The following is a 26301-nucleotide window of genomic DNA, read 5'->3' as shown; positions in this document are numbered from 1 at the left end:
AATGAAACGTAAAACAAAACTGATTCACGGCGGGCTCCCTACCGATCCTCATACTGGCGCGGTTAACGTTCCTATTTATCAGGTAAGTACTTATGAGCAAGAGGAAATCGGCGTTCATAAGGGATACGAGTATTCGCGTACAGGCAATCCGACCCGGTTTGCGCTGGAGGAGCTGATCAAGGAGCTGGAAGAAGGCAAACGCGGTTTTGCTTTCGGTTCCGGTATGGCAGCGATTCATGCGGTATTTTCCTTGTTTAAAGCAGGGGACCATATATTGCTGACCGATGATGTATACGGAGGCACCTATCGTATTGTAAGCAAGGTGCTCAGTCGGATCGGGATTGAGTCCACATTCGTGGATACGACGGATCTGGAGGCCATCTCCAAAGCAATCCGTCCGAATACGAAGGCATTGTATGTCGAAACACCAACGAATCCGCTGTTGAAGGTTACAGATATCCGTGCAGTTTCGGAGCTGGTGAAAAAGCATGAGCTTTTGTTGATTGTGGACAATACATTTGCGACTCCTTATTGGCAGACGCCAATTACGCTTGGAGCGGATATCGTCATTCACTCTGCGACCAAATATTTGGGCGGACACAGCGATGTTGTAGCCGGTTTGGCTGTAGTAAACAGTGAAGAGCTGGGCGAGCAGCTTCATTTTCTGCAAAACGCCATTGGCGGTATTCTCGGCCCGCAGGATTCCTGGCTATTGATCCGTGGTATCAAAACATTGGGTCTGCGTATGGAAGCGATCGAGCAAAATGCGAAGGAAATCGCAGCCTTTTTGGAAAAACATCCGAAGGTCAGCAAGGTTTACTACCCTGGGCTGGCAAGCCACGCACAGCATGAGCTGTCCAAAACACAGGCCGATGGCTTTGGCGGCATTATTTCCTTTGATGTGGGCAGTGATGCCAATGCGGTAGCACTCCTGAAAAAAGTGAAATATTTTACGCTGGCTGAGAGCCTGGGAGCAGTAGAAAGCCTGATCAGCGTTCCAGCACGTATGACCCATGCCTCTATTCCGGCAGAACGCCGCGCAGAGCTGGGCATTACCGAAGGTTTGGTGCGGATTTCGGTGGGGATTGAAGATCTGGAGGATTTGATCGAGGATTTACAGGCGGCATTGCAGGACTAAAAGCGTAAAGATCAAGAGGTAGCTGAGGCTACCTCTTTTTTTGTCCAAAAATATTGCTTTTCCTTAAAAACCGAGTATAATACTCGGTAATAGGATATTAAATAAGGAGAGAGAACATATGCAACAGGCAAAAATACATAGTTACCTGCAGGTAGATGACTATTTGGATCTTCTTAACTATGCCAAACAATTAAATGATATAAAGTGGCAACAAGAGCTCAAGGAAGCCTTGCAGTATCATTTGCAGGAGAACGGCAAGGAGACCAGGGATTCTAAAATTAATGCGCTATGGCGGCATTTTGATCAGATTAACGACAGGCTGCTGGAGCTATTTGATCTTTTGCGGAATAGCAATAACGCGGTGGAGCGAAACTCGTGGAGCGAACAGATTTGGGAGCTGAAGTTGGAACGAATCAAGCTGGAAAAGCAAATACAAGCGAGTTACGCACATTTTTAAAGCATCAGCATAGAAGGTTATAAGCAGACAAAAAAGGCATGCAGCTGACACTGCAATGCCAATAATTTACGAAAATAAGTTGAAGAAATGATACTTATACTTAAATTATTTTGAAGTTTGCTTCATGTCACGCATCATTTTCATCATCATCGTCATCATTTCGTCGCATTCTTGCATTTTAGTCATCATCATATCCATGTTCATGTCCATCATATCCATATCAGACATCTTTTCCATGCACATTTTCATGCTTTTCATTTTAGCCATCATGTCTTCCATACACATGGTCATCATCATTTCCATACACATTTTTTCCATTTTACATCCTCCTTGGTTTTGAATATAGTAAGTTCAACCTAAACTTATTATAACCAAGTCTAGTTAGCAATAATCATGTCAGCTTTAAATAGGATTTTAAATATAGAAATTTTTAATAACGAAGTGAAGCACTCTGCTTTCTTCGTTTTTTGGTTTATAGACAGCTTCTTTTTTTGGAAAAACAGAGGAGTAAACAGAGATGATAACGAATAGTTTTATATAGTTGTTTTAAGTGTTAACGGAAAAATTTTCGGAAGAATATCGAGGCTACGTCTTTCGAGGAAACCAAAACCTGGAGGGGGAATGTTATGAGGTTCACGCATCTGGAAAAAGCAACAACTGTGCTGTCGGATCATCCGGTTCGTTTGACGTCTGCTTATGCAATCGGTCCGGTCGAGCTGCCGGAAAATTGCGGTGTGGGCAGGGAATGGTCGAATTATTTCACACATGAGGACTGGAATTTGGAGAAGGCATGTGAAGAGGGGTTGGAGCTTTCAGCCGGGGGAAAGGCAGCCTGTCGATTATTAACCGAGCTCGACCCCCGGAACGCGGAACTGAATTTAGGTGTTTTCCCACCTTTGGCCGAGCAAGAAAGGCTTTTGCTGGTTTCCAACCTTCGTTGTATGGCAGCACAGGAAGTCGTTATCAGACCGTTTGAAGGGACAGGACAAATTTGGATAGACGGCATACTGGTTTATGCGGAATCCGGTCCTTTTCGCTTGCATATGGAGGAAGGCGATCACACAGTGATCATCATCGCAGCGTTTATTCCTGATGAAGCCCGTTCTATTCGTATTAGCGGAACTCAGATATGCGATCATCCAGATGTGACAGAGCTGCAGCGTGAATTTGTAGAGCGTAATATACGTTTTCATATGGCTTGGCTAGAGGTTGAGAAAAGTTCGGAGAGGGAGGGGGAAAAAAGTCCGATCTCGTTTTACTTGCTGCGTAAGGATCGCGTAGATCTGCCTGCAGATCAAACGGTATGGATCGAGGTAACGGATGATGCGGGAACGAAGCTGGATCGGTTTCAAGCGACCTGGGAGCAGGAGCAAAGGTATGCCTGGGATGAGGAAATGACCGGGAACACAGGGATGCTGCATTTTACGGTTGCATATCACGATCATGAGGCAGGAGAGCACCATTTTGTGTACTCGGTACTTGTACGTCCTTTGTCTGCCGTTGTGCAGGGTTTGCAGGAAGAGTATGACCACTACAAGCAGGCTCACGTCAGGGATGCTCTTAAAGCTGCCCGAAAAATACAGATAGAAGGTCTACTGGAGGAACTAAAAAGGTTAACGGCTTTGCCGGAAGATCCTTTTGAAATCTGGGACTATCGGGTTGTGCGTGAATATATCAAGCTATTAAAACGAATTTTCACATATGGATGTGCCGAACAGTCTCAGCATTCTTTCTCACTTCAGGAGCAAAACATCTTTGTGTCTCCTGACGGGATTGGCGAAAGCTTTTTTGTCTCTCGCTTGGATAACAGCTTACAGCGCTATACCATACAGCTTCCCAGAGGACAGCTTTCAGGAAGCTTTTCGGCAGAACGACAGTATCCTTTGATTGTCCTGATGCCGGGCAAACGGTATGAGCTGGGTCTACCGGATTTCCAGCAACGTGATTTCGGGCGGGACTGGGAGGAAGAGGCGATCTTTGTTACTTTTTCGTGTCGTGGCGTAACGTTGGGCAGTTATATTGGCGAAGCCGCTTTTCTGGAGGCGCTGGATGTCATTCTGCAATCGTACCCGGTGGACGAAGACCGAATCTATCTGACGGGTTATTCTAACGGCGGATATGCTGCCTGGGCGATGGCACAAGCGTATCCTTCGCGTTTTGCAGCTATTGCTGTGATTGCAGGTGCGCCGCATCCAAAGCAGCTAATGAATCTGTCAAATTTGCCTGTATTGAACATTGTTGGCGAGCAGGATTATCTGTTTGACCAGGCCTATACGGCTCCTGAAACTGAGCTTGCATCCAGCCATTTCAAAGGTGTGGTGGAGCATTGCTCCAATCACTGGGACACACATGAACTGAGGCTTCTGGACGGTGTGCTGGGCTGGCTTATGCAATGGAAAAGAGATGTCGCACCTCAGCGCATAGCCTACCGGACAGAACGGGGCAGACATAATCGTGCTTATTGGCTGGAGCTGGCGAAAATGGATGAACACGAGGAATATGCTGAGCTGCACGGTGAAATGAGCACAACAGGCGAACTGGACATTACAGCCGTCCACGCTGACGAATTTATCATTCATCTTTCCCATGAAGTCATGGCTCTGGAGCTGGCCCAGGTACGTATCGGAGCTCGTATTTTCGTGTTGGATCTGCTGGAATACAGTCGCTTTCGCTTTGTTAAAATGGAGTCACAGAAGCGCCCCTCGCCTGAATACCGTTTGATTGCTGAGCGGGGGAGAGGAAGCGATGTAAGCTCTGCAAAAGAAACAAAGACCGAGCAGGAAACAAGTGGGGTGAAAAGCGCAGGAAGAAATGCTCGGAGCCACGGTATGGGCGTGCTTGACGTTTATATGGAGCGTCTTCATATTGTTCTTCCATCCAGCTATGCTACACCAGAGGAAGAGCAGGCGATGAAACGGACAGCGAACGCCTTGGCCAGCCCGCGGACAGCGACTTGGAATCCCTATATCGGTGTTCATTATCCTGTTGTGTCTGCTCATGACATTTTGGAGGAAGAGCTGGCTGACAGTAACGTGATCTGTATCACTTCGGCCTTGACCAGACATGAGCTGCTTCAACGACACCAGGAAAATTTGCAATTCGTGTGTACGGAGGAAGGGTATACACTGGGCGGTGATTTTATAGCAGGGGAATATTGTCTGTCATATATTCAGCCTAGTCCTTGGTCTGCATACCGACAAATGCTTGTGGTAGCGACCAATTCACCCCGGATGCTAGGCAAAAACCTGTTTATGCGCAAGCTGATCATGCCCGGCTATTTTAACGGTTTGCACCCGTATTTGAATAAGGAGATCATTGTGTATGACAGCAAGGGTGTGCGTGCTTTTAATTTTATATCCAATCAACATGCGTGTCACAAGCTGCAAGGCCAATAAAGAAGACAAGCCAATTAGTCACATATACCCTATAAAAGTCCAAAATCAAAAAACCGTCCGGAGGCACGTTGGCGATCCTGACGGTTTTTTTCTGATTTATTGCAGTGATTTGTAATCGATATGACGTCATATATAGAAGGGCGTTGTAGCAGATCAGCTTTTATACTGCTCCATCAGGTACATGATCTTCACCTCATCGGCCAGGTCTCCGAAGGGTTCTAACGGATTTTCCTGAATGATATGATATAATCGTTGGACTCTTTCCTTGGGTAGCTTGCGTACATATCTGGAAATAAATGCGGCATGGGTGACCACGTAACGCTTTTTGCGGACAGCCGCATTGGCTACGCGGACGAGAATATCCTCGCCTCCTGCCATTTCCAGAATGCGACGCTCATAAAAGGTGACATATCGGAATGTCCGATCCTTGATCAGCTCACGATTTAATCTGGCAATTTCTCCAATATATCTGACCATAAGCGGCTCAAAGCTTTTGATCAGGAGAGGGTCGAGGGTCAACTCCATATCTTTGCGCAGAACAAAGGATTGCAGCAGGGCGACCTGCTGGAGCCTTATCCGGTCGTTGTGTATGAGAACAGCAATCTCACGCAGCATCTCATAGGAGACACGCTCACTGAGCTGTCGCAGGGCAACCGCGTTTTTATGATTGACACCCAGTCCCTCATGGATTTGAGTTATACGTCCTCTGAACAGGCGTATAAGCTGTCTGCGCTTTTCATGAGGATAAATACGCTGCTGCAGAAGCACCAAGGGCAGCAGGAGGAGTGCACCGACAATACCGCTCAGAAGCATTTGCTGCGTTGAATGACCAAAAAAGACAGCAGCGGCCAACAGCATGATGCCAACGGCGAGGTCATTGCGAAAATAACGTCTGGCACTGAGCTTGGCGTATTGCTCTACAGGAACCAGCGTATCCCGATCGCAGGATGTACATTTTTCTTCCCAGAGGGCGGTGAATTGTCCGCAATGCTTGCAGATTCTCAGCTTTTGGAAGGCATGCTCTGTGCGGGTAAATGGACGGAATTGTACAGCCTGTTTGGAGCTATTCATTGCGCTCACTTCTCCGGTTCAGCAGTGCCAGGAGCTCGGTGTCGATTTGCGCAATCAACGGAGCACGTTTTTTATGTATATAGTAAATGATTAATTTAACGGCGACAAAAAGAAACAAAATCGCCAGACATCCGTATGAGATCATAGTGTACTTCCTCTTTCTGCTTGGATTTTGACTTCGATATTTTACATGGGCAGGTTTCGCTGCTGTCATTTTTGTCGTATAAAGGAGAAGGCTGGTGCCCGATTGCCCTGGTTGGGGTATAATTATATCATTACTGCAGGATATTGGTAAAATCTCGCGGTATAGCACGCTTCTTGGCGACATTAAGACGTTTCAGGCAGTATTTTCAGCTGGCGCTCATGTAAAACTCATTATAATTTAATAGTAGGGGAGTACAACTGTAATTTAGAGTGAGAAGTTTCTAGAATGAGAATTAACCGGCAAAGGGGTACAAAGCGATGTTTAGTAGAGACAGAAAATGGTTTTTGGTCATCGGAATCATATTTGCAATGATCATGACTTCGATTTCGGCATGGCAGCCGCAGACGGCGAATGCCGCTTCACCCTCTGCCTCCAAGGTAGATGCGGTGCTGGTCGTCGATGTAAGTAATTCCATGAACACCAGTGATCCTGGGAAAATTGGCAATGAAGCCATGAAAATGTTTATTGATATGCTGTCGACGCAAAATGACAAGGTTGGAATCGTAGCATATACGGATGTTGTACAGCGCGAAAAAGCCTTGCTTAACATCACGTCTGAGGCGGATAAGCAGGAATTGAAGGCGTTTATTGACGGGCTGAACCGGGGGGCGTATACTGACACCTCCGTAGGCGTCAAGGAAGCGATTCGCATTTTGCAGGATGGCAAAACAGCCGGACATGCGCCTATGATCGTTATGCTGGCCGATGGCAACAACGATTTTAATAAAACGACAGGCAGAACCGAAAGCCAGTCCGAACAGGATATGGCGAAGGCTGTAGCCGAAGCTAAAAATAGCGGTGTTCCGATCTATACCATCGGGTTGAATGCAGACGGAAAGCTGAATAAAAACAAGCTCGCCGACATTGCGCAGCAAACGGGCGGCAAGTCCTTTATTACAAGCTCGGCGGATGATCTGCCGAACATTTTGAGTGAAATTTTCGCCAGCAATTTGAAATTGAAGGTTGTGCCCTTGCAGTCCATTACGGCTAACGGCAACTATCAGGATGTTACGGTAACCGTACCGAACGATAGCGTGCTGGAGGCCAACATTTCGATTATGTCCTCGAAACCGGTGGATGCAAGACTGGTAGATCCGTCGGGCAACACCAAGCCGATTCCTTCGAGCGATGTATTGTTGTCCAAGTCGAAAAGCTACTCGCTGATCAAACTGCTCAAGCCTGTAGCTGGCGACTGGAAGCTCCAGGTCAAGGGAGTCCAGCAGGATCAGATTGATATTAACCTGGTATTTAACTATGATTTGGAGTTGAAGCTGGACGCACCGCCTGCCAAATCGTACAAAAAAGGTGACACGGTGCAAATTCGTTCTTATCTGACGAGTAATAACCAGCAGTTTCAGGATCAGGAATTGTATGCGAATATGAATGCTGTTCTGAAGGTCAAGGACCTGGATTCCGGAACAACGAATGAGGTGCCGCTAACCAATGCAGGGGATGCTTTTACCGGCTCCTACACGATTCCGGATGAGCATGATTATGAACTGACCGTCAGAGCAGAGGAGAAGAGCTTTTACCGTGAAACCCAGCCCATAACCATCAGTGCTAAAGCAGGGGCGGGCAGTGGCACGAATACAGGCACAGCTCAAGCGGCAGCACCTGCCGAAAAGTCCAAACTGCTGCCACTCATTCTTGCAGGGCTGGGACTGCTTGTTCTGCTGGTTGCTGCATTTTTCATCTGGAAGGCTGTCAAAAAAGCCAATCGTGGCTTTGTCGGCCAAATTGTACTGGAAATCCGGGATGAAAATACCGGTGAAAAAACGTATCCGCAATACAAGAAGCTGAACACCTTCCGGGGCAAATTCAATCTGCACCAGTTGCTGCAACTGGCACCGGAATTTGCCGGAACCGACAAGGTGGTGTTCACGCCAGCCAACCAGGATCGTATCATGGTGCGCAGCACCCCGGAGATTACGATTGAAAAATCCGGGCGCGCTGTAGACACAGGCAGCGGTCTTGAACTGAAAAACGGCGATCGTCTGACGATCCCGCTGGCTAGTGTGGACAAAACCATTTTACTGGAATTCATTTCAGTGAACAGCTAAACGAACCCTTAGGAGGTCAAATCTATGAAACCCGTAGTTAGAGAGCATATCCAGCAATTAGACGTTTCACTCGGTGGGGGAATCGTAAGCGACAAGATCAGAGTAGATACCATTGATAATCCTATATTAATTATCGGACTTGGAGGTACGGGGATTGATGCCCTCCTTCGCTTGAAATATCAAATTAACCGCAGATTCAAGCTGCCGGCAGATCCGATTTCCAAGAAAAAGAGCGAAAAGCCGGACAATGTGGAATTTCTCGCTTTTGAAACGAATGAACAAGACCGCAACAAAAAATACAAAGGGATTGGTTTGGACCCGATCAATGAGTTTGTACTGCTGTCCAATGCTGAAATCGGCGGATTGCTGCAAAATCGCAGCATTCTGGAGCCGTACATTACCGACTGGCTGTCTCCCGAGCTGAGCATTACGGATGGAATGAACGGAGCCGCAGGGGTACGTCAGGCTGGACGCCTGCTGCTGTTCACCAAAATCAATCAGGTCGTACAAAGCATTGACAAAAAAATCAAAACCCTGTCGGAAGGCACCAACAAGAAGCTGATGGTATTCCTGCTGTCCGGTTTGTCCGGCGGTACAGGGAGTGGTACCTTCCTCGATATCTCCTATATCGTCCGGGGAATTATTGAACGTGACTACGGCTCCGCAGGTATAGACCGAGTGAATACATTAGGTTATCTATTTACACCGGATATTAACCTGGCCAACAAAAGCCTGAGCGAGCATACACGTGAATATATTAAAAAGAATGGCTATGCCGCGCTGAAAGAGCTGGACTACTGGATGAATGTGGACAGCCGCGGCGAACGCTTTAAGCAGCAGTACGGTAACATTTTGACCGTAAACTCGCCGCTGCCGCCGTTTAATCTGTGTCACCTTATTTCGGCCACGAATACGGAAGGCAAGCTGCTGGAAAATGCTTATGATTATTGCATGAATGTCACCGCCGAGAACATCACCAACTTTATGGCGAGTGAGGAAAAACAGTCGGGCGAAGAGTTCGCCATTCATGACTATATCAGCAACATTCGTACGAACATTGCACAAATGAATAAGACTTATCCTGCAAACTACGATTACAATATTATCGGGGCTTCCTCGGCAGTGTTGCCTATGGAGGAAATGACCACGTATCTGGCTTACCGGATGTTTGGTAAAATGTCCAAAATGTTCGAGCAATCGCCGAATCAGGAGGATGTAGAGAAGCTTGCCCGCAAGTTGGGTGTTGATCTGGATAGCATGATCAAAAACTTTGAATCCCGTGTACCTGAGCCGCTGCCCGGCTTTGAAAATAGTGAACGACTAAGCTATAGCAATGTTGTGAAAATGCAAGTTGTCAATATGGACACCGAGCTGGAGCAAACATTCCTGACACGTGCCCGTGAAGAATATATTAAAGCAAAGAAACAGCTTCCAGGCGATATTACCGGGCAGTTTACGGATCAGATTCGCCGGATGTTTCTGCATCCCGAGCAAGGACCGTTCTATGTATCTCGTATGATTTATACGGAAAAAGGATTCAGCTTGCTGAAAATGCTGCTTTCTTACATCGAGACGTTGCGTGAATCTCTGCACCGTATTCCTACGGATATTGAATGGGCGCGGGAGCAGGCGAATGAAAAGCTGGGCGATGCCAAGAGCGCGTTTGTGTCCAAGGATAAAAAGAAAAATGCGTATATTGAAGCAAAAATCAACGAATATTGGCTTCGGGCCGATGTGGAGCGTACAGAGCAGCTTATTGAATTTTATGAAGACCTGTATGACCTGCTAAATAAGGAAAACAACCGCATTTATAATGTATTTACTGAAATTTTGAACGCACTGAGTGCCATTTTCGAGAAAAACGGCGACCTGCTGATCAATGGCGAGGAACAGTCCGATCATAAAGGCAACAAAACGTACTATTGGAATCTGGTAAGCGTCCCGGATATTTCTGAAGTCGTGACCAAGCTGCTGGATAAGCGTAACGGTGATGATTTGATTCGTGATTTTGCTCAGGAATTGCTGGAAAATTCAGATCAGTGGGTGAAGGATCAGGATATGGACATCATCAGCTCCATCTCCAATTTCCTAACTGATAAATTCGGTGATCTCATTACCCGTTCCATGGAGGATTTCCTCGTCATGAAATACGGGCAGGATGAAGCGATTGAAAAATTTGTGGAGCGCTACATTGCGAGCAAGCTGGATGAGGAGGCTGTACCTGTCTTCCATCTGAGCAACAGCTCGGGTAATTTGTACTTCCCGTCATGGGGATTTGTATCGGTACCTGTTCAGTCACCTAACATTTTGAAGGGTGTTCGCAATTATCAAAATAATGCGATTGGCAAATCGCATTTTACCATTAAAGAGAGTGAAGTCCGTAACCGTATTTTCTGGCTCAATACGCGCAATGGCGTACCGCTGTTTGTATATACGCCGCTCAAAGTATATGAAGAAAGCTATGAAAAAACGATTCTTGACCGCGAAGGGATTGGCCGCCATTTGGTACAGACAGGTCAGAACAACTGGACCAATCTGCCTTCGCCAATTCCTGAAAAATCATGGGGCGAAACCTATGTCAATCCGCGTGTGCAGGCTTACAATGCCCGTATCCGAAATGACTTCGACCATGCGAAGTCACTTGGTGTTATCCGTGAGAAGGATGTCGATCAGAATACGAGCAGCCGCTTTACCGTGCTGCGTTCACGCGCGCTGGATCTGAATGCGCTGTTGGCAGGCTACGATATGCGTTTGCAGGAATCCAAGCCAAATCTGGGTGAGGTGAAGAGAGCATGGTCTGAGCTGAAGCGTCTACTGGCTGAAGGACTGGAGCAGACGGGGAGCAAAGACATCTTTGGCAGCATCAATGAAGAAATGGCCAAGGAAAACCTGATCCGTTCACCAGAGTTAACACAGGTGGTTCGTGATGAGCTGTCGAAATATACTGAAATCGAAGCAAAGGCTGCGGAATTGGAGGCTTTGCTGGGCAAATATCAGGATGAGGAAAAATGGCTGGATCAATTCATCCAGGTTCTCTATACCGACACGATTACGAAGAAAGGCGCTTTGTACGTCTATGATCGTGACGAAGAGGAAGAGGCTTGGGAGCCGTTTGCCAACGTTATGAAGAGTCGTAATTATGTGGAGTTTGAAGTGTTTACAAACTTCCGTGGTCTGGAAGAGAAGAAACTTGCAGCCCTGATGCGTAAAGCGGATCGCCGTGATGCTGTGTTGACTTCATCGGAGGATATTACACCATTGCTGACGAAGCTGGATGAACTCGCTGCGACCTTTACAGAAGCCCGTAATCAATTGGAGTATGAAAAGGTGGAACTGGCTAATGGAGCTGAGCTTTATGCGTTTTATGCTCAAATGGCCGGTAAATTAAACGACATTCGCAGAAAGTTGAAGTAAAGTATGAGAGAGCAGCTGTTGCGTTATGCGGCTGACTATGCAGCCGCAGAGGACCAATTAATCGGAAGCGGGGATGGACGCAGCAGCATCCATTTCCCGTCCGTGTTTCTTTTTATCGGTGACGGTATGGGATCGGTGATAAACACCATTGCAGATATCAACCGGACCAAGTGGGATAACAGCACAGGGGTAACGTATATTCAGATCTGTTCGCAGGAAGAGCAGACGGCTGTTGATCGTTCTATGGATGTCATCATGCATACGGTGGCAGTACCGGAGGATAGCAGTCACCAAACGATACGCCGTGATTTGCATCAGGCTTTTTATACACATGAATCGCAGTTGATTGAACTTAACACCGCATTGCGCCGTGCAAGTGGGCACTTAGCGGATTACGGTCGGTTGTATTCCTCGTTCGAGCGTGTCCATTTGTCGATCTTGACGACAGCCGATGATCCGATGAATGTATTGGTTCCCGAAATTACGCTGTTGGCGGAATATATTTTTGCGCAATCCTTCAAGTCCGTACAGCTGGATTTGTATGTGCTGGTGAGTGAAGGCGATCAGGCTGCCCAATTCGGCTACCGTAGTGCAACGTCCGTTGCTTTTATGCGGGAACTGGACTATATCCAGAGCCCGGAGTATACGTTTACCGCGTCGCTCCATATGACCGAGGACAAATTGACCATCCCGGTATTCCATGCTCCATCGCCGTTGTTCGATCTTGTTTATGTGCTGTCCGACAAGAACGAGCGCGGCATAACGGTGCCTAATAGCCTGCGCGAGAGCTGCGACATCATTTGTCACATTCAGCTCCTCAAAAACCGTTATCAGGCAGGAGATTTCTATCGGCCACAGGATGGGGGCTACAACAATACATCGTTTAAGAACAATATTATGACGGAATCCGGGCGGCAGGGCTATGTGTCGGCCGGATTTTCCCGGGTCAAGCGCCCCAACCAGTCGATTGCGCTGACGGTGCTGTATCATTTTTATGTGAAGCTGCTGGCACGTATGAGAACGGAGCGGGAATGGGACGTACGCGATAAGCTGACTTATTTTGGCTTGGATGCTGCCGAGCGCGGGCGTACGCGCAATGAGCTTGTGCCTGGGAATGATGCGATTACAGACATGGGCGCGCTGATGACGAGTGGAGCCAGTTATGGATCGTTGAAGCGAATGACCTTACGTGAGGCGGAAGAAGCCTTGTTTGGTCAGGGCTGTGAAGCCTTTTTCCGTGATAACTGTGAACGGATCGTACACAAACGTCTGGGCGATTTTCAGGCGGAATTACATCTGCAGATGGCTGTGAACACAGCTGCCAAGGAGCATCCCGAAATCGGCCTATTCGAGCTGGCGGATTGGACGGATGAAAATAAACCGGGAAATGTGCTTACGGCTATCCGGGGACTGATTCGTGATACGTCCAATGATTTGCAGGTTAGTGCTGCCGAGCTGGATACTCTCTATAGCGGCCGAGTGGAGGATCAGCCCTTTCAACGGCTACCGCTCATGGATAAGCATAATGTGCGCAGCCTGATCCGTTACCTGACTGAGACAGTCTACGGTCATAAGCTGCACATGCTGCGGATTCAAGCGGATCTGGAGCTATTGCGCCGCTATGAGCTGGCGCTTGAAAAATGGCATGCACAGGCGAAGCATATTACGGTACAGCTTGCCAGCCTGGAGCGTGAACTGCATCAAGCCGCAGCGGACAGTATTCGCCAGGCTGACAGCTACACGGGGCAAAACCTGTTCGAGTATTACGAGCGTGTAACAGAGGATGTCATGCACGAGCTGGAAACCAAACGGGGGAAATCTGTATTTTTTGATACCCGTCATATGGGGCCTGTGTCCGGATTGCTGGACGGAGGTCTGTCCCTACTAGTGGATCGACTTACACAGACCTGCCGTGCCATGATCCTTAGCTCACAGCCGTTTAATCAGACATTCGAAGAGGAGTTGCTACGGCGTGCCAATGTAGCCGCTGCATATGAAAATCGGCTGGTCGTTCCAAAGGATGAGCTGTTTAAAAAGCTGTACCAAACATTAGAGGAGCATGGCGGAATTAACGTGCGCTTGCTGGACTATACCCATGAGCATCGGTATGAAGAAAAGTATTTCTTTGGTGACTACGAGGGCGAATTTCTTCCTTACGCGCTGGACGTGGACATTACCTCGCGTATTTACAAGCTGGGGTTTGTACATGAGCGTCGCAGCAGCGGGGTGGAAAAGCTGCATTTGATGGGTGGCTTCCATCTGGAGGATCTGATGGTGTATCGCAACGGCAAGACGTATTATGAGACATATACCGCGAACGGTTTTGAGTTTCACGGAATCGCCGCGGATCGGTTGCCGGAATTGCGGTAGCCACTTGTTAATCCTACTTTAATGATGGAAGGAAGCAACGATTCTTATGAAGCAGCGTAAATTTAATGTTCTCCTGCTGCTGTTCGGCTTGCTGGGCGCTGTAGTGGGCTTCATTGTAGGAGAGATTATTCTTCACAAATGGATAGGACACTGGCCGCATATTGTTGTGATTGGGCTGTATTTTGGTATCTTGGCGCTATGCATTGGTCTGGGATGTCTTATCGGCGAATTGATTTCACCACAGTTAAACGGGCCTTCGTGGCGGCAACGCTACTCAGGGCTGTCCTGGAAGCTGCTGGTGCCTGCTACACTGGTGATGCTGTTCGTGGCAGGTCTGCTGCTGGAGCTGGGCTATCAGGTAAACCCGGAGGGTCGCAAAAGTGTCCAGGACCTGGTGCTTGTGATTGATAATTCCGGGAGTATGCAGGATACAGATCCTGGTAATGAACGGCTGTCGGCTGCCAAGAGCCTGATTGGACAAATGAATGGAGACAAACGGGTGGCCATTGTTTCCTTTGAATCCAATGCGCAATTGGTTCAGCCGTTTACTCCAATTGGGACGGAGGCAGAAAAGCAGGCGGTTTATGCCAAAATTGATAGTATGCATACCATAAAGTCCGCCAGCACAGAAATTAGACTTGCATTGGACGAGACGATCAAGGAGATTGAAAACCAGGGCAACGCCAATAAAGGTTCGCTCGTTATTATGCTGTCTGACGGCTTTAGCGAGCTGGATACCCAGACAGCATTGGCTCCTTTTATCGCCCGCCAGATTCCGATTAATACCATCGGCCTGAAACTGGCTGAATCGAAAGGGATAGCTTTATTGCAAAATATTGCTGGTCTGACAGGCGGAACTTATTCGAATGTAGCCAACGCCCAGGGCCTTGCTCAAGCATTTGGTAAAATTTATGATAAAATTGGTGATCGCACACTGGTAACGGAGCGGACAGGTGAATATGCGGACAGTCTGTATTTTGCCATTTATCGCGTAACGGCTCTGGTCATTATCGGAGTACTGCTGGGATTGGCTCTTGGACTGATGTTCGATAACCGCTTTCTGGCACGGAATTTTGCGATTGGCGGAGTCCCTGCCGGATTGCTTGCCGGTTTCATTTTGGAAAAGGGGCTGTCGGGCTCATCGATCGGTGATCTGATGATCCGTTTGGTGGCAGCGCTTGTGCTGGCTGCTCTTATCGCTGTCTTTTCGCTTGTTCTTCCGATTGCGGAACATACGCGCCGATCTTCCGGTGGAGGAAGCCCAAGTGGACCGTCAGGCCGGCGAAGGGGAGCACCGGAAGCCCCGCAGCGCAATCGACGCAGCAGTGGATTTTAGAACGGGGGCTGAAATTTATGCAGTATAGGGATGCACAGCCTGGTGATCCTGTCATTTCGGAGCTGAGCTACAAAATGGACGACAACCGAGTTGTGCTTCGCTGGCAGTGGCCTGAAGGCGCGACCGTGGTATATATTGCGAAGGAATCATCTGATCCGAGTGCAGGAGGGCAGAATGAGGGTAGAGGTTTACCACCTTTTTCAAGCCTGAAGCTATTTACGCGTGAGGAATATAAGGCAGCAGGCAGCTACCGTGACCGGGTTGAAGGGTTTGGACGCGTGCGCTATACCGTGTATCCGGCTGTGCGTGAGGATGGCGACACTTTTGTGATTTGTCAACAAGACGGAGCCAACCAGCTGGAGCTGAGCACGGGTAGAGCTAAAATCAGATATGCGATTCAACATAAAAAAGGCTGGTTTCGCAGCCGCAAAACAGTTCAGATTCAGGTTACTGCCGAGGTTCCTGTTCCGCAGCAGGCACTTTGCTACGTGAAGAAACGTGGAGGTTACCCGGCCGACCGTGAGGATGGAACCTTGTACCCGTTCACGGCACCTTTTGCCGCGGGCCGGAATGTTTTACCCACGATTGAAGTGGGCGGAGATGAATATGTACGGTTATTTTTTACGGATGGTCAGAAATATGGCACGATATATGAATTAGTTCCTGAATGAAAGGAGGCCGCAACCCATGAGTTTTCTTAGCAATTTATTCAGAAGAAAGCCGCAGGCAGCGCCAAGGCCATTATTTTATGATATTGTGTGCCCGTATTGCTTTAGTAAATTTTCCCCGGAGGAAGTGGTATTCCGTGCTTCCCACCACCGCGAAGATGACGAGGATTACGCTTTGGGTGAAGATGAGCTGTTGAACAAATATCGGGAACGCTTTGGTTTGGATAGCGTGCATGATATGGAGGCGATTCTTCATCCCCACGATGTTCCAGAGGAGCACAGATTATATTCGGATCATGTACTGACAGGTCTGACGGACCGTTATGGTGAGCTGACGCGTCACCGATTGTGTCCGCACTGCCACAACGAACTGCCCGTGACTGCAGGTAAGGTGCCAAGCAATATCATTTCGATTATCGGGGCTTCGCAGGCAGGAAAATCGGTTTATATGACTTCCCTGATTCACACGTTGCAGCATGTAACGGCTGATCATTTTGATGCGGCTTGCATGCCGCTCAATGCAGAGATCAGCCGCAAGTTCCGCAGCATGTATGAGGAACCGCTATTTGAGCGAGGCGACCTGCTTACATCCACACAAAAAGAAAAGATGCAGGAGCCTTTTATCTTCCAGTTTGTATTTAAGGATGAGCAAAAACCGCCGCTGACGCTCGTATTTTTTGATGTTGCTGGCGAGGGGATGGTCGATCAGGACTATCTGGGGTTGCATGGACAGCATATTAAGAATTCGGCAGGTATTCTGTTTATGGTCGATCCACTGCAAATTCGCTCGATTCGAGAGCGTATTAAGATCAACCTTGGCGACAAGCCGGGCGAATGGGTTTCGCAATATGATGAACCGCGTGATGTCGTACTGACGATGTTCGGTGATTTTATCGCATATCAGGATAAGGGAAAAACGGACATTCCGACCGCAGTCGTCCTGACCAAAAGTGACATGCTGACTGCACTGGCAGATGAGGAAGGCACATACATCAAGACGAACAGCAACATTTTTAATCCGATGGAGCACCGCAAGTATATGGATTTGGATGAGTTCGCGAACATTGATGGTGAAGTCCGGCGCTTTATCGAGAAGGTGGATAAGCCGTTCAAGGGTACGATGGATGTGTATTTTACAGATACGGCTTATTTCGCGGTTTCCGCTCTGGGTAGCAATCCGGTCGAGCAAAAGCTGCAAGGGCTGGTTAGTCCGATCCGGGTGGATGAGCCATTCATCTGGCTGCTCTACAAGTTGCAGTACATTGAGGGGAGAGAATCACAGTGAGTCATTCGACCTCTCATTTGATACAGCAGCAGATGTACACACGGGAACGGCGTGGAATTTTCCGTCCCACGGAAGGCTTCGATACGGTGGCTAATTCCAAAGGGCTGGATGCTTCTTTTATAAAAAAGGTGCTGCATCCTTTATGCGTATATGATGCTCCTGCTGCCTTAACGGCCCGTGGCGAGAAGCAAGAAAGCATTTATCCTGAAGCCATACATCTGGTGCGGACCGAGTCCGGGGATGTGGTCCTGGGACGGAGTATCTATAAAGCAACGGATTTTACCGGGCTGCGAAGCGCTTTTTTCACGCATAACTATGTGATTCCGGCCGGACATGGTGAATCTCCGTCTGATTACAAGCAGTGGCTGAACACTTCCTTTGTTGGTGCCTATGATATTAAGCAGGGAACGGAACTGCCGGAATTGGAGCGACTGCCGGGTGGAAGCGTATTTCCATCTGTTGACCCGTCGGCGGTGCTGACTCAATTGAAGCTCAGCGAAGAAGTGTTCAAGCAGCTTCTATACGCCGTTATGATGTCGGCCACAGGCCGCAAAAAAGTATATGTTGCGCTGAATGTTCCTGCAGAAGAGGTGGCATCTTCAGCCAAGCTGCTGCTCGGTGTGTTATACGCGGCATTGCCTTATGCATATCGTAACAGGATCGGATTTCTTACATATGCGCTGGAGCCGAACAGCAGGAAAGGTATTCACTTGATGTTCGTGGAGCCTTTCAGTTTACGGCCCGGTGATCGGAATGTGGATAAGGATTTTGTATTTGACCTGTCGACCCATAGTCGAATCCTTAATGTGGATGCAGAGCAGGTGAGACAGCCTTATTTTGACTGGATTGTCCGTACACTGCTTGGTGGCGGGACGCCGGATGATTTTTTCAAATTTGCCGAGCAAATGCTGACAGGCATGGAGGCAGGGCGTAACCTGACGTTATCCAGCTATCATGAGCTTATTACACTTTACAGAATTGAGCAGGGAGAGCGCGCATTATACAACGAACGACGAGTTGCTGTGCTGCGAAGCCTGACTGATTATTTATCGTCACCTGATGCGCTGTCACGTAAAATGCAGCTGAATGATCTGTTTTTGTCATTTTTTGATCACGAATTTGACCGGGTGAAGGATGGATATATTCCAGAGGTGGGGCTGGTCGATTGCTTTAAGGACTATTATAAGGTTCATACCCGCACCAGCGAAAATCGACTGGTAGAATATTTAATCCGCTCGCTGAATAACGCTTATACCGCCAGAAATACGGAAGCTGTGACGTATATCTATCATACAATTGAAGAGAATCCGTCATTAGGCAAGGCGTATTTTACAAAGGTGCTGGGGAATCCGGCGCTTACCAAAATGCTGTTCATTCCCTACATGGACAGTCAGATGAAAAGAACAACGGATGTAAAGGGCCTGCTGGCAGTCGTGCATGAATGGGGCAGTCGATATATCGAGGTATCAGCGAATGCCGATTTTCAGCTTTTGGCTGAATCTGCATTGATGGGCAGACTACGTGCCGAAAGAAAGCCGGTAGAGACTGTGGCCGCCATTCATCAACGCTTGTGTCAATGGGATGGCAGTTCAGCGGGGGGGAAGCTTTCCCCGTTGGAGCAATCCGGATTGACAGAGCGTTTGCAGGAGGCGTCGGATCGGTATTTGCTTACCGAAGTAGAGCTAAAAGAAATATCACCTGATCAGCTCGTACGAATTCCGTTCTTCACGCGGCCTGACTTGGTACAGTGGGTTGGCAAGCTGCCCGTTCCTCTCAAGGGACAAGCGGTGCGCTTGATCGCGGCTTATGATTGGTTTAGCACGGAGGATCCGGAACCGTCGGTGCTGGACGGTCTGGAGCCGGGCGAAATAGAGAAGGTGCAAGACTGGGCTTACGGATGGCTGCCCCAGCAGCTAACGGAAGGCCATTTTGCCCGACTGCTGCCCGCATTCTACCACTCTGACGGCACAGGAGAAGGAATATTGGATTTTGCCCGTCTGGTTAGCTCCATTCGCAAATGGGCGAAGGATAACGATACGATGTACCGCTTTATCCGCTGGTCCGAGGCACAGGCTGAATTTGCTACACCACGGGGTGGTTTTGAACCGGCCTATCGACGGGCGCTGCTGTTGTTTTTCCAAAAGGAAGGGCGCGAGGGGCTGCATAAAAAAACACTGTGGCGTCAATATTTTGAACCTGCAAATCCGGTCTTCAAAAATTTCTATCTGACAGCGAAGCGCGAGACAGATACGTCTTTGGTCAAAACGCTGCGCCGCTTTCGCAAAGGCGGCATCATTTCGGGGATCGTGCTGATTGTCATTGCAGGTACGCTGGGCGGCCTGAAAGCTGCCGGGGTGATCGGATCTGGTGATTCACCTGCGCCTGCTGCGGCTCCTAAGCCTGTGCAGCAGCCTGTAGCAGAGCCTACAGTGCCTGTAAAAGAGGAACCGACGACGATAGTGACCCATATACCTAACACCAAGTCGACTACGAAAATGGTCAAGCTGTTGTTTGCGTTTCAAACATCGGCGGAGCAGGCGGAGTTTAAGCCTGAAAAGCTCGTCCTTGTCGGCGCGGATCAACAGGAGCATTCATACGAAGATTTTACGCTTGCTGAGCAAAACGACAAGGCAGCAATCGATAAAACCGGCAAAGGACAGTCGGGTGACGCGAAAACCGGCGGTGCCGCTACCGGAAGCACGACACCGGCTGGAAAATCGGTAGGTAGTGATTCGACAACTCCTGGAGTGGGCAACGGCACAACTGCCAATCAAGCCACAGGAAGTACAACGTCCGGTACTACAGCAACAACGGCTAACCAGGGGTCAGGTTCAGGCGATGGAGCCAACGCAGATGCTAACGCGCCAACGGAGTATGATTTGGAAAAGTATCCTTATCGTACGCTCCTGACCATTTGGCAACGGCTGGAGCTGGACGATGCTGGCACAGTTACGGTCGATGGCAAAGAATACCCGTTGGTTCAAGTGAAGTCAGGGGATTAAGCTGCTTCAAGCATTCTTCATGTTTTTTTTGTTTAAGCAACGACATATTTTATTTGTAAGCAAAAAGATGAGCTTCCCTTACAGGCTCGTCTTTTTGTTATGTGTTTAGATAATAAAGTAACTTACGAAAAGTATTGACAAGAGGCAGATGACTGTTTAAAATTAGTTGGAATTCAAACTATTAAAAATTGACCAATGCGGAGGTTAGGTATGAGATGGGAAGTGAGGTGTATCCTGTTTGCTTTCCTTGGGAGGAAGAAAGCACCATGTATTTAATTAAGTGGATCTTTACCACTGTTCGGCGCGAGATTGAAACGGCACTGCGTCCTTTGGGTCTGACCTCCTCGCAATCGCAGACGCTCTATGTACTGGCGATGTCGCCTGGAGTGACTAATACGGATTTGGAAAAGCTATTGCTTATTGATAAATCAAGTGTTACCAGCCTGGTCAACGGGATTGTTGCGAAAAGCTGGGCAGTGCGTCAAAGCCACCCGGAGGATGCTCGAATGAAGCAAATATATTTGACCGAGGAAGGCTTGAAGATTCACAAGGCAGCGGAACGCACCATTGAGCAGATTAAAAGCTCGGTAGGCGAAACACTATCTATCAGTGAATCGGAGACACTGCGCGGTTTGTTAAAAAAAATACTTCATGACTATCGTCCTGCGAATACTGGCGTTTGAGTGGATCTATAAAGAGCTAAGTGCTTTCAGCATAGAGGGCATTTTACAGGAGAGGAAGAAACCATATGATCCAAGAGCAAACTTATCCGAATGCGGATAAGCTTATGCGTGTGCTGGCCTTCACACTTGTTTTTTCAGTGATGAACGCCTTTATGTTTAATGTAGTTATGCCTGTAATTCGCAAGGAATTTCATATTAGTGCTTCCGATGTAAGTTGGCTGCTGACCGGCTATATGATCGTATATGCGGTTGGCTCGGTGACCTACGGCAAGCTGGCGGATAAATATCGTCTCAAGGATTTGCTTACGTTTGGGATTATCTTTTTTGCGCTAGGCTCGCTAATAGGTCTGTTGGCCCATCAATTTTGGATGCTCATTATAGCTCGCTTGCTTCAGGCTGCCGGGGCTGCCGTCATTCCGGCAACGGCTATGATCGTACCTGCCCGCTATTTCTCGGCTGAAAAAAGAGGACAGGCCTTGGGTGTCACGGCAATCGGCCTGGCATTAGGTACGGCGCTGGCTCCGATTATTTCCGGTTTAATTACAGGCTTTGCGAGCTGGCGCTTTTTGTTCATTATTTCCATGCTGCCACTTATCGCCTTGCCGTTCTTTCGCAAATACCTGGACGACCAGCGTGGAGCGGATCAGAAGTTCGATTTTCTTGGGGGGTTATTGCTTGGTGGAACAGTAGCCTTCTTATTGCTTTCGATTTCGCAAGCGAACATGATATTTTTGGGGCTCGGCGTTGTGTTATTTGCATTGTTTATATGGCGTATTAACACTGCGAATGATCCATTCATCCAGCCGAAGCTGTTCCGCAACAAGCAATATTCGTATGGTCTGCTTATCGCCTTTTTAGGGGCAGGGATTAGCTTTGGGCTACCGTACCTGGCACCGCAGTTTTTGAACAGTCTCAATCAGCTTACGCCGGCCACGATTGGACTGATTATGTTTCCGGCCGCGATTGCATCGGCTCTGTTGGGCAAAAGCGGCGGGCGCTTGGCGGATAGCAAAGGCAACTCATTCCTTGTCTACACAGCGGTTACGCTGATATTTATCTGTTTTATCAGCTTATCCACGTTTGTGGGGGCGTCGCCTTACCTGATCTTATTTTTGCTGATTTTCGGAAATGTAGGTCAGACCTTCATGCAAATCGCCATGTCCAACACGATTTCCCGTACCTTGGCGAGAGAGCAGGTAGGGGTTGGTATGGGACTGTTGTCTCTGCTGAACTTTATTTCCGGGGCGATGACCACCAGCATTTTGGGCAAAACGCTCGATAGCTCAGCTACTTTCCATTTGAATCCTGTCGTTTCCAATGTGCAGGTATTTAATTTTAGCAATATATTTACGGTTCTTGCACTGATTGCGCTGGTGACGATGGGACTTTACGCGTTACAGTTCCAGCGGGGTTCACGTCGTAATACACCTGCTGTCGAACAAGGATGATCATTTGATGCAAACTCATGCCAAAACAAGGGTATAATATAGAAGGAAAAGTTCATCTATGGAAGGACGGAGTGTCCGGTATGACAAGAAACCTTCAATATGTACCCTATGGCTATGAGCCTCCAATCGAGACGCATAAAGGGACCATAGTCTACTATGATACGTTTGAGCAGATTACAGCGAGAGAATTGGAGCTTTTTGCGGAAACGGGGGCAGCATTATCTTTTACAAAGCTGGTGCTGTATCCGCTACACGAAGAAACAGCCAGAAGAATGTGGAAGCAGCCGATACGTTCATATTACAAGCGGGCGGACGAGCTGGGGGAGTGGCAGCGAGAGCAGGCTTTGAGCGCTGTTGTGATTGAAAGCTGGGAAGGTAAGCGTAAAAAATATACGCCGATTGAAGCAGCCATCCGTTTTTTGATGGAAAAATACACTCCTCCGCTTTTTTTGTATATAAGTCCTGAAATTGCAAATTTGTGCGCTTCCTATGCATCGTTTGAGGAATGGATCCGAAACGTCAGATTAGTGCTTTCAAGCGAACCACTGGAGCTCCATCCGAAACTCGCACAGTATCGCAATCGCTGGAATACGATAGAAGAAGCGATAAGCCGACACGCTAAGGTTGACAAAGAGCAGCCTGAATTATAGAATAGAACTAATCGTAAAAATTACTATTGTAATTGTATACCATGTATTCCAGTTAAGGAGGAAAAGAAATGCGCGTAATTGTTACCTTGGCATGCACCGAATCCGGTGATCGCAACTATACAACAACCAAGAACAAAAGAAATCACCCGGAGCGTCTTGAAATGAAAAAATACTCTCCGCGTCTGAAAAAGTACACGATCCATCGTGAAACTAGATAATTTGAGGCTGGCTACATAGCGGCCTGTATTATGGAACCGGCGAAAACTTGAATTAGTCCAGTGGACAGAGCATGGTTGCCGAGTTCTCCTGTGCTGGCGTGAGCATTTGGGACGAGCCGGAGGACCATTCACTATATGCTTATATAACGATGAAGGCTGACGAAAGATGTGGGGCGTTCGTACAATGGGCGATGCGAAATATGTGGCATCGTTTGCTTGTCGTTTACGAGCCTGAGCGCAACCGTTGCGATCTGTCGTCTTTTTTTCTGGGGAATAGCTGTTCCTTTTGTCAACTGATGGAGTATTACGCCAGTACGTTTGAGTTTGAAACTAAAATGACATGAAAGATTAGGTGAAACAAATGAAAAAAGATATTCATCCAACATTGAACAAAGTTATCTTTTTGGACCCTAGCTGTGGATTCACTTTCCTGAGTGCCTCCACTAAACATTCGCAAGAAACAATGGAATGGGAAGACGGCAACACATATCCGGTTATCCGTGTAGATACTAGCTCCGCTTCTCACCCGTTCTTCACAGGTAAACAAAGAAACGTGGATATCGGTGGTCGTGTGGATCGCTTTAACAAAAAATACAACCTTAAGAACTAGTCGAGCGTTATGTTCGTGGATTATGTCAATAATTCGCGAACAACGCTTTTTTATTATCTACAGATAAAACCCTCTGCAAATAACTCATTAAAATGAAGGTATATACCATGTACAGGATAGTCGTTGAAAAAGGCTCTTCCATGACTTGTAGAGGTCAAAGGAACAGCCTTTTTTCGGTTAAAGCGAAACGAAGCACTGCTCCCATTGGTCGGCAATAAATGCCTTGTCCAGTTGTTCCCCAATAAGCGTGACATATCCCTGACTTACCGGAAGGGCCGTAGGCTGCCATTCGAAGTGATTTCCCGAAAATTGCAAAAGCATTGTACCTTCCTGTGGAAGCACGCAATAGCCTTTCGCCCGAAGCAGTGAGGAGCCGAGTCCAGTCAGGAAATTTTCCAAGCGCTGTTTTTCCAGCTGCTGTGGAGAATGCTGATGCAGTGTCACGCTCTCCAGACGGGAAAACGAATGGGGCTGGTTGGGATCGTAGCTGTAGCTATGGTTGTGCGCAGAAATAACTTTAAATGCCGTACTTCTGGGCATACTGGCAGGTCGTCCGTTCTCTTTGATCGTAGTGGGGATGGACGTTGCGACTGCATCGGCTGGCTGAGCCTGTACTGGTGCGGGTTGAGGCACCTGCTCAGGCTTGGCAGCAACGGATAAACGGGCCAGAACAGGCTCCAGCAGTGGCTCAAGATCAACCTGGCTATATGCAGTCGTTTGCAGCTTGGCCGTATCGTTATGCTTGCGAATGCTCTTGACGACCTTCGTCACTTCACGGCTACTTGCGGCATCTGTCTTGTTCACCACAATGAAGTCTGCGGTGCGAAGCTGCCCGTGCAGAGTTCGAACCAGCTCCTTGTCAGCGGTGAAGCGGCTGTTGTATTCATGAAAAAGCTCTGCGTCCACAACACTGATGCTATGAACGAGATAGAGCCGGTTTGCCAGCAGCGGGGAGCGCAGCTCTTCCAGCACTTGCTCAGGGTTGGCTACTCCTGTCGTTTCCATAAAAATCAAATCCGGCTCCTGACTGAGGAGGGTGTGCAGCGCACCTGCCAGCTCGCTTTTTTTACTGCAGCAAATACAGCCCTCCAGCAATCCTTCCACAGTTACGTCAGGCATTTCTTCTGAAATAATCGCACCGTCTACGTCATATTCACCCATTTCATTCATTAATACAGCAGCGCGAAGCGGAATTTGACGGGTATGGGCCAGCAGGCGCAGAAGCAGGGTCGTTTTGCCGCTTCCGAGAAAACCGCTGATTAAAATCACTGGAACCTTGTTCATCATGTATCCTCCTTGCCGGGATTAGTGTGCTGCATTCAAGCGATCAAAGGTGGCTACCGAGTCTGCTTGGGTATAGACATAAGGAGATTTCGGCTGCGCGACAGTCGTTATTTTCTCGGACCGAATTTCGAGTACGGGTGTATTGCCTTTTTGTGTGGCATGCAATGTTCCTTCAATGGTCACCCAGGTATCCTTCTCAAAGGACAGGGTCTTGTGGGATTGAACGATGATCCCGAAGGGCATGGCATCAGCAGTGCAACACATGACGAGGAACCTGCCCACCGCAAATAAACCTTTATCCAGCAGGCTGCTGTCTTTATAGACAAAGCCGGTCACCTGTACTTTTTTGCCTTCAAAAGCGTGCTTGTATAATTCGATGGCTCCGATGGTTTCAGAGAAAATTTCCGGCTTGATCTGTATGATGGGCTGCTGATACAGGCGTTTTGCCAGCTCGGCGAATTCCGTATTGTACTTGTCAGGCGGAACAAACAGCTTATCCAGCGTTTCCTGACTCCATTTGTCCTTGGGTGGAGACGAAGCTGCCCCAAAAGACACCGATGATAAAATAGGGGATACAGGGGCTTGGGCGGACTGTATATCTGTTTTGCGGCGAATATCCGGGTTAGGATAGGTGAAGGACATGCCTTTTTTGGCTGCCATATCACTGCCGAGTGCCTGATTGGGCAGCAAAGCGCCGAACAGCAGTGGAATGAGCAGCATTCCATATACGAGTGTTTTTTTGAACCAGCTTTGAGGTAAAGGATGCTCGCAATCACATACATCCCCGCCATCTCGCTCCCCGACAATGCCATGCCATGCCATCGCCAAAGCGATGAACAGCAAGGGCACCGGGCAGAGCAGAAGCAGCTTTTGCATGTGTGGCGCCAAGTAGTAATGAAGTGCATTCATGCGGCTTAATGTGATGATAAGCAGGCCCAAACCAATCATAAGCAAGGAGCGTATACCATATTGCCAGCGGATGCTAAAGGCTGAATTCACGCCATTCA

The 26301-nt window shown here is 48.1% G+C and carries 21 protein-coding genes; 16 read left to right on the top strand and 5 right to left on the bottom strand.

The genetic code is table 11. The features are described from left to right. Position 1 precedes the first annotated feature (1 nt). Together BAZ21_RS00375 and BAZ21_RS00370 are read left to right on the top strand one after the other, a co-directional pair. Positions 2–1138, top strand: coding sequence for a bifunctional cystathionine gamma-lyase/homocysteine desulfhydrase (locus BAZ21_RS00375; protein ID WP_068496125.1), 1137 nt, complete (start codon positions 2–4; stop codon positions 1136–1138). Positions 1139–1256: 118 nt separating this feature from the next. Continuing rightward, entirely contained in the window at positions 1257–1595 is a 339-nt protein-coding gene (locus BAZ21_RS00370) for a hypothetical protein (RefSeq protein WP_068496124.1), read from the top strand. Between the two features lie 105 nt (positions 1596–1700). Here BAZ21_RS00370 and BAZ21_RS00365 read toward each other — a convergent pair whose 3' ends face one another. Then, the gene (locus BAZ21_RS00365; protein ID WP_068496123.1) at positions 1701–1913 is read right to left on the bottom strand and encodes a hypothetical protein; all 213 of its coding nucleotides are present in this window, start codon (positions 1911–1913) and stop codon (positions 1701–1703) included. A gap of 308 nt (positions 1914–2221) precedes the next feature. Between BAZ21_RS00365 and BAZ21_RS00360 the strand changes: the two genes are divergently transcribed. Beyond that, a complete protein-coding gene (locus tag BAZ21_RS00360; protein ID WP_068496122.1) occupies positions 2222–4990 on the top strand; it encodes a carboxylesterase family protein in 2769 nt (922 codons plus the stop codon). A 153-nt stretch (positions 4991–5143) separates the two neighbouring features. On the opposite strand, the gene BAZ21_RS00355 is transcribed toward BAZ21_RS00360, so the two are convergent. Further along, entirely contained in the window at positions 5144–6061 is a 918-nt protein-coding gene (locus BAZ21_RS00355; protein ID WP_068496121.1) for a hypothetical protein, read from the bottom strand. Next, positions 6054–6206 carry a hypothetical protein gene (locus BAZ21_RS28765; RefSeq protein ID WP_176718079.1) on the bottom strand — a complete coding sequence of 51 codons (153 nt, stop codon included), beginning with the start codon at positions 6204–6206 and terminating at the stop codon, positions 6054–6056. Before BAZ21_RS28765 ends, BAZ21_RS00355 begins: the two co-directional genes overlap by 8 nt. Before the next feature lie 317 nt (positions 6207–6523). Between BAZ21_RS28765 and BAZ21_RS00350 the strand changes: the two genes are divergently transcribed. From BAZ21_RS00350 to BAZ21_RS00290, 13 genes are all read left to right on the top strand, one after another. Next, complete coding sequence (locus tag BAZ21_RS00350; RefSeq protein WP_068496120.1) at positions 6524–8326, top strand: vWA domain-containing protein; 1803 nt, start codon at positions 6524–6526, stop codon at positions 8324–8326. Positions 8327–8350: 24 nt separating this feature from the next. Beyond that, positions 8351–11740, top strand: coding sequence for a tubulin-like doman-containing protein (locus BAZ21_RS00345; protein WP_068496119.1), 3390 nt, complete (start codon positions 8351–8353; stop codon positions 11738–11740). A 3-nt stretch (positions 11741–11743) separates the two neighbouring features. Next, a complete protein-coding gene (locus BAZ21_RS00340) occupies positions 11744–14110 on the top strand; it encodes a transcription initiation factor TFIID (RefSeq protein WP_068496118.1) in 2367 nt (788 codons plus the stop codon). Between the two features lie 46 nt (positions 14111–14156). Next, positions 14157–15446: a vWA domain-containing protein gene (locus tag BAZ21_RS00335; protein WP_068496117.1), complete on the top strand. Its 1290-nt coding sequence runs from the start codon at positions 14157–14159 to the stop codon at positions 15444–15446. Between the two features lie 17 nt (positions 15447–15463). Then, positions 15464–16117, top strand: coding sequence for a beta-mannanase (locus tag BAZ21_RS00330; RefSeq protein ID WP_068496116.1), 654 nt, complete (start codon positions 15464–15466; stop codon positions 16115–16117). Between the two features lie 16 nt (positions 16118–16133). Further along, positions 16134–17399, top strand: a complete 1266-nt coding sequence (locus BAZ21_RS00325) for a TRAFAC clade GTPase domain-containing protein (RefSeq protein WP_068496115.1) — start codon at positions 16134–16136, stop codon at positions 17397–17399. Continuing rightward, positions 17396–20401 (top strand): GAP1-N2 domain-containing protein, encoded by a 3006-nt coding sequence (locus tag BAZ21_RS00320; RefSeq protein WP_068496114.1) that lies wholly within the window; start codon positions 17396–17398, stop codon positions 20399–20401. The genes BAZ21_RS00325 and BAZ21_RS00320 overlap by 4 nt, the downstream gene beginning before the upstream one ends. Positions 20402–20616: 215 nt before the next feature. After that, positions 20617–21084: a MarR family winged helix-turn-helix transcriptional regulator gene (locus BAZ21_RS00315; protein ID WP_068496113.1), complete on the top strand. Its 468-nt coding sequence runs from the start codon at positions 20617–20619 to the stop codon at positions 21082–21084. 65 nt (positions 21085–21149) lie between these two features. Beyond that, complete coding sequence (locus BAZ21_RS00310) at positions 21150–22532, top strand: MFS transporter (protein ID WP_068496112.1); 1383 nt, start codon at positions 21150–21152, stop codon at positions 22530–22532. A gap of 80 nt (positions 22533–22612) precedes the next feature. Next, positions 22613–23182, top strand: coding sequence for a hypothetical protein (locus BAZ21_RS00305; RefSeq protein WP_068496111.1), 570 nt, complete (start codon positions 22613–22615; stop codon positions 23180–23182). 68 nt (positions 23183–23250) lie between these two features. Continuing rightward, positions 23251–23400: a 50S ribosomal protein L33 gene (gene rpmG, locus BAZ21_RS00300; protein WP_007430271.1), complete on the top strand. Its 150-nt coding sequence runs from the start codon at positions 23251–23253 to the stop codon at positions 23398–23400. A gap of 71 nt (positions 23401–23471) precedes the next feature. Next, complete coding sequence (locus BAZ21_RS00295; RefSeq protein WP_068496110.1) at positions 23472–23744, top strand: hypothetical protein; 273 nt, start codon at positions 23472–23474, stop codon at positions 23742–23744. 17 nt (positions 23745–23761) lie between these two features. Then, the gene (locus BAZ21_RS00290; RefSeq protein ID WP_010346127.1) at positions 23762–24010 is read left to right on the top strand and encodes a type B 50S ribosomal protein L31; all 249 of its coding nucleotides are present in this window, start codon (positions 23762–23764) and stop codon (positions 24008–24010) included. A 177-nt stretch (positions 24011–24187) separates the two neighbouring features. Here the strand turns inward: BAZ21_RS00290 and BAZ21_RS00285 are convergent, their stop codons facing one another. Next, positions 24188–25297, bottom strand: coding sequence for a CobW family GTP-binding protein (locus BAZ21_RS00285; RefSeq protein ID WP_068496109.1), 1110 nt, complete (start codon positions 25295–25297; stop codon positions 24188–24190). 18 nt (positions 25298–25315) lie between these two features. Then, the gene (locus tag BAZ21_RS00280; protein WP_068496108.1) at positions 25316–26293 is read right to left on the bottom strand and encodes a TIGR03943 family putative permease subunit; all 978 of its coding nucleotides are present in this window, start codon (positions 26291–26293) and stop codon (positions 25316–25318) included. Between the last annotated feature and the right edge of the window lie 8 nt (positions 26294–26301).

This window comes from Paenibacillus kribbensis (genome assembly GCF_001705305.1).
In the GTDB taxonomy this organism is placed as follows: domain Bacteria; phylum Bacillota; class Bacilli; order Paenibacillales; family Paenibacillaceae; genus Paenibacillus; species Paenibacillus kribbensis_B.
The sequence above is the reverse complement of the archived record's forward strand: the minus strand, read 5'-3'. Positions and strand labels throughout refer to the sequence as shown.

Excerpts from the sequence above, each read along its gene's own strand:
- BAZ21_RS00330 (WP_068496116.1), top strand. The coding sequence starts at position 15,464 with ATGCAGTATAGGGATGCACAGCCTGGTGATCCTGTCATTTCGGAGCTG.
- BAZ21_RS00290 (WP_010346127.1), top strand. The coding sequence starts at position 23,762 with ATGAAAAAAGATATTCATCCAACATTGAACAAAGTTATCTTTTTGGAC.
- BAZ21_RS28765 (WP_176718079.1), bottom strand. The coding sequence starts at position 6,206 with ATGATCTCATACGGATGTCTGGCGATTTTGTTTCTTTTTGTCGCCGTT.
- BAZ21_RS00350 (WP_068496120.1), top strand. The coding sequence starts at position 6,524 with ATGTTTAGTAGAGACAGAAAATGGTTTTTGGTCATCGGAATCATATTT.
- BAZ21_RS00370 (WP_068496124.1), top strand. The coding sequence starts at position 1,257 with ATGCAACAGGCAAAAATACATAGTTACCTGCAGGTAGATGACTATTTG.
- BAZ21_RS00325 (WP_068496115.1), top strand. The coding sequence starts at position 16,134 with ATGAGTTTTCTTAGCAATTTATTCAGAAGAAAGCCGCAGGCAGCGCCA.
- BAZ21_RS00345 (WP_068496119.1), top strand. The coding sequence starts at position 8,351 with ATGAAACCCGTAGTTAGAGAGCATATCCAGCAATTAGACGTTTCACTC.
- BAZ21_RS00315 (WP_068496113.1), top strand. The coding sequence starts at position 20,617 with ATGGGAAGTGAGGTGTATCCTGTTTGCTTTCCTTGGGAGGAAGAAAGC.
- BAZ21_RS00335 (WP_068496117.1), top strand. The coding sequence starts at position 14,157 with ATGAAGCAGCGTAAATTTAATGTTCTCCTGCTGCTGTTCGGCTTGCTG.
- BAZ21_RS00310 (WP_068496112.1), top strand. The coding sequence starts at position 21,150 with ATGATCCAAGAGCAAACTTATCCGAATGCGGATAAGCTTATGCGTGTG.
- rpmG (WP_007430271.1), top strand. The coding sequence starts at position 23,251 with ATGCGCGTAATTGTTACCTTGGCATGCACCGAATCCGGTGATCGCAAC.
- BAZ21_RS00360 (WP_068496122.1), top strand. The coding sequence starts at position 2,222 with ATGAGGTTCACGCATCTGGAAAAAGCAACAACTGTGCTGTCGGATCAT.
- BAZ21_RS00285 (WP_068496109.1), bottom strand. The coding sequence starts at position 25,297 with ATGATGAACAAGGTTCCAGTGATTTTAATCAGCGGTTTTCTCGGAAGC.
- BAZ21_RS00340 (WP_068496118.1), top strand. The coding sequence starts at position 11,744 with ATGAGAGAGCAGCTGTTGCGTTATGCGGCTGACTATGCAGCCGCAGAG.
- BAZ21_RS00375 (WP_068496125.1), top strand. The coding sequence starts at position 2 with ATGAAACGTAAAACAAAACTGATTCACGGCGGGCTCCCTACCGATCCT.
- BAZ21_RS00365 (WP_068496123.1), bottom strand. The coding sequence starts at position 1,913 with ATGGAAAAAATGTGTATGGAAATGATGATGACCATGTGTATGGAAGAC.
- BAZ21_RS00295 (WP_068496110.1), top strand. The coding sequence starts at position 23,472 with ATGGTTGCCGAGTTCTCCTGTGCTGGCGTGAGCATTTGGGACGAGCCG.
- BAZ21_RS00305 (WP_068496111.1), top strand. The coding sequence starts at position 22,613 with ATGACAAGAAACCTTCAATATGTACCCTATGGCTATGAGCCTCCAATC.
- BAZ21_RS00355 (WP_068496121.1), bottom strand. The coding sequence starts at position 6,061 with ATGAATAGCTCCAAACAGGCTGTACAATTCCGTCCATTTACCCGCACA.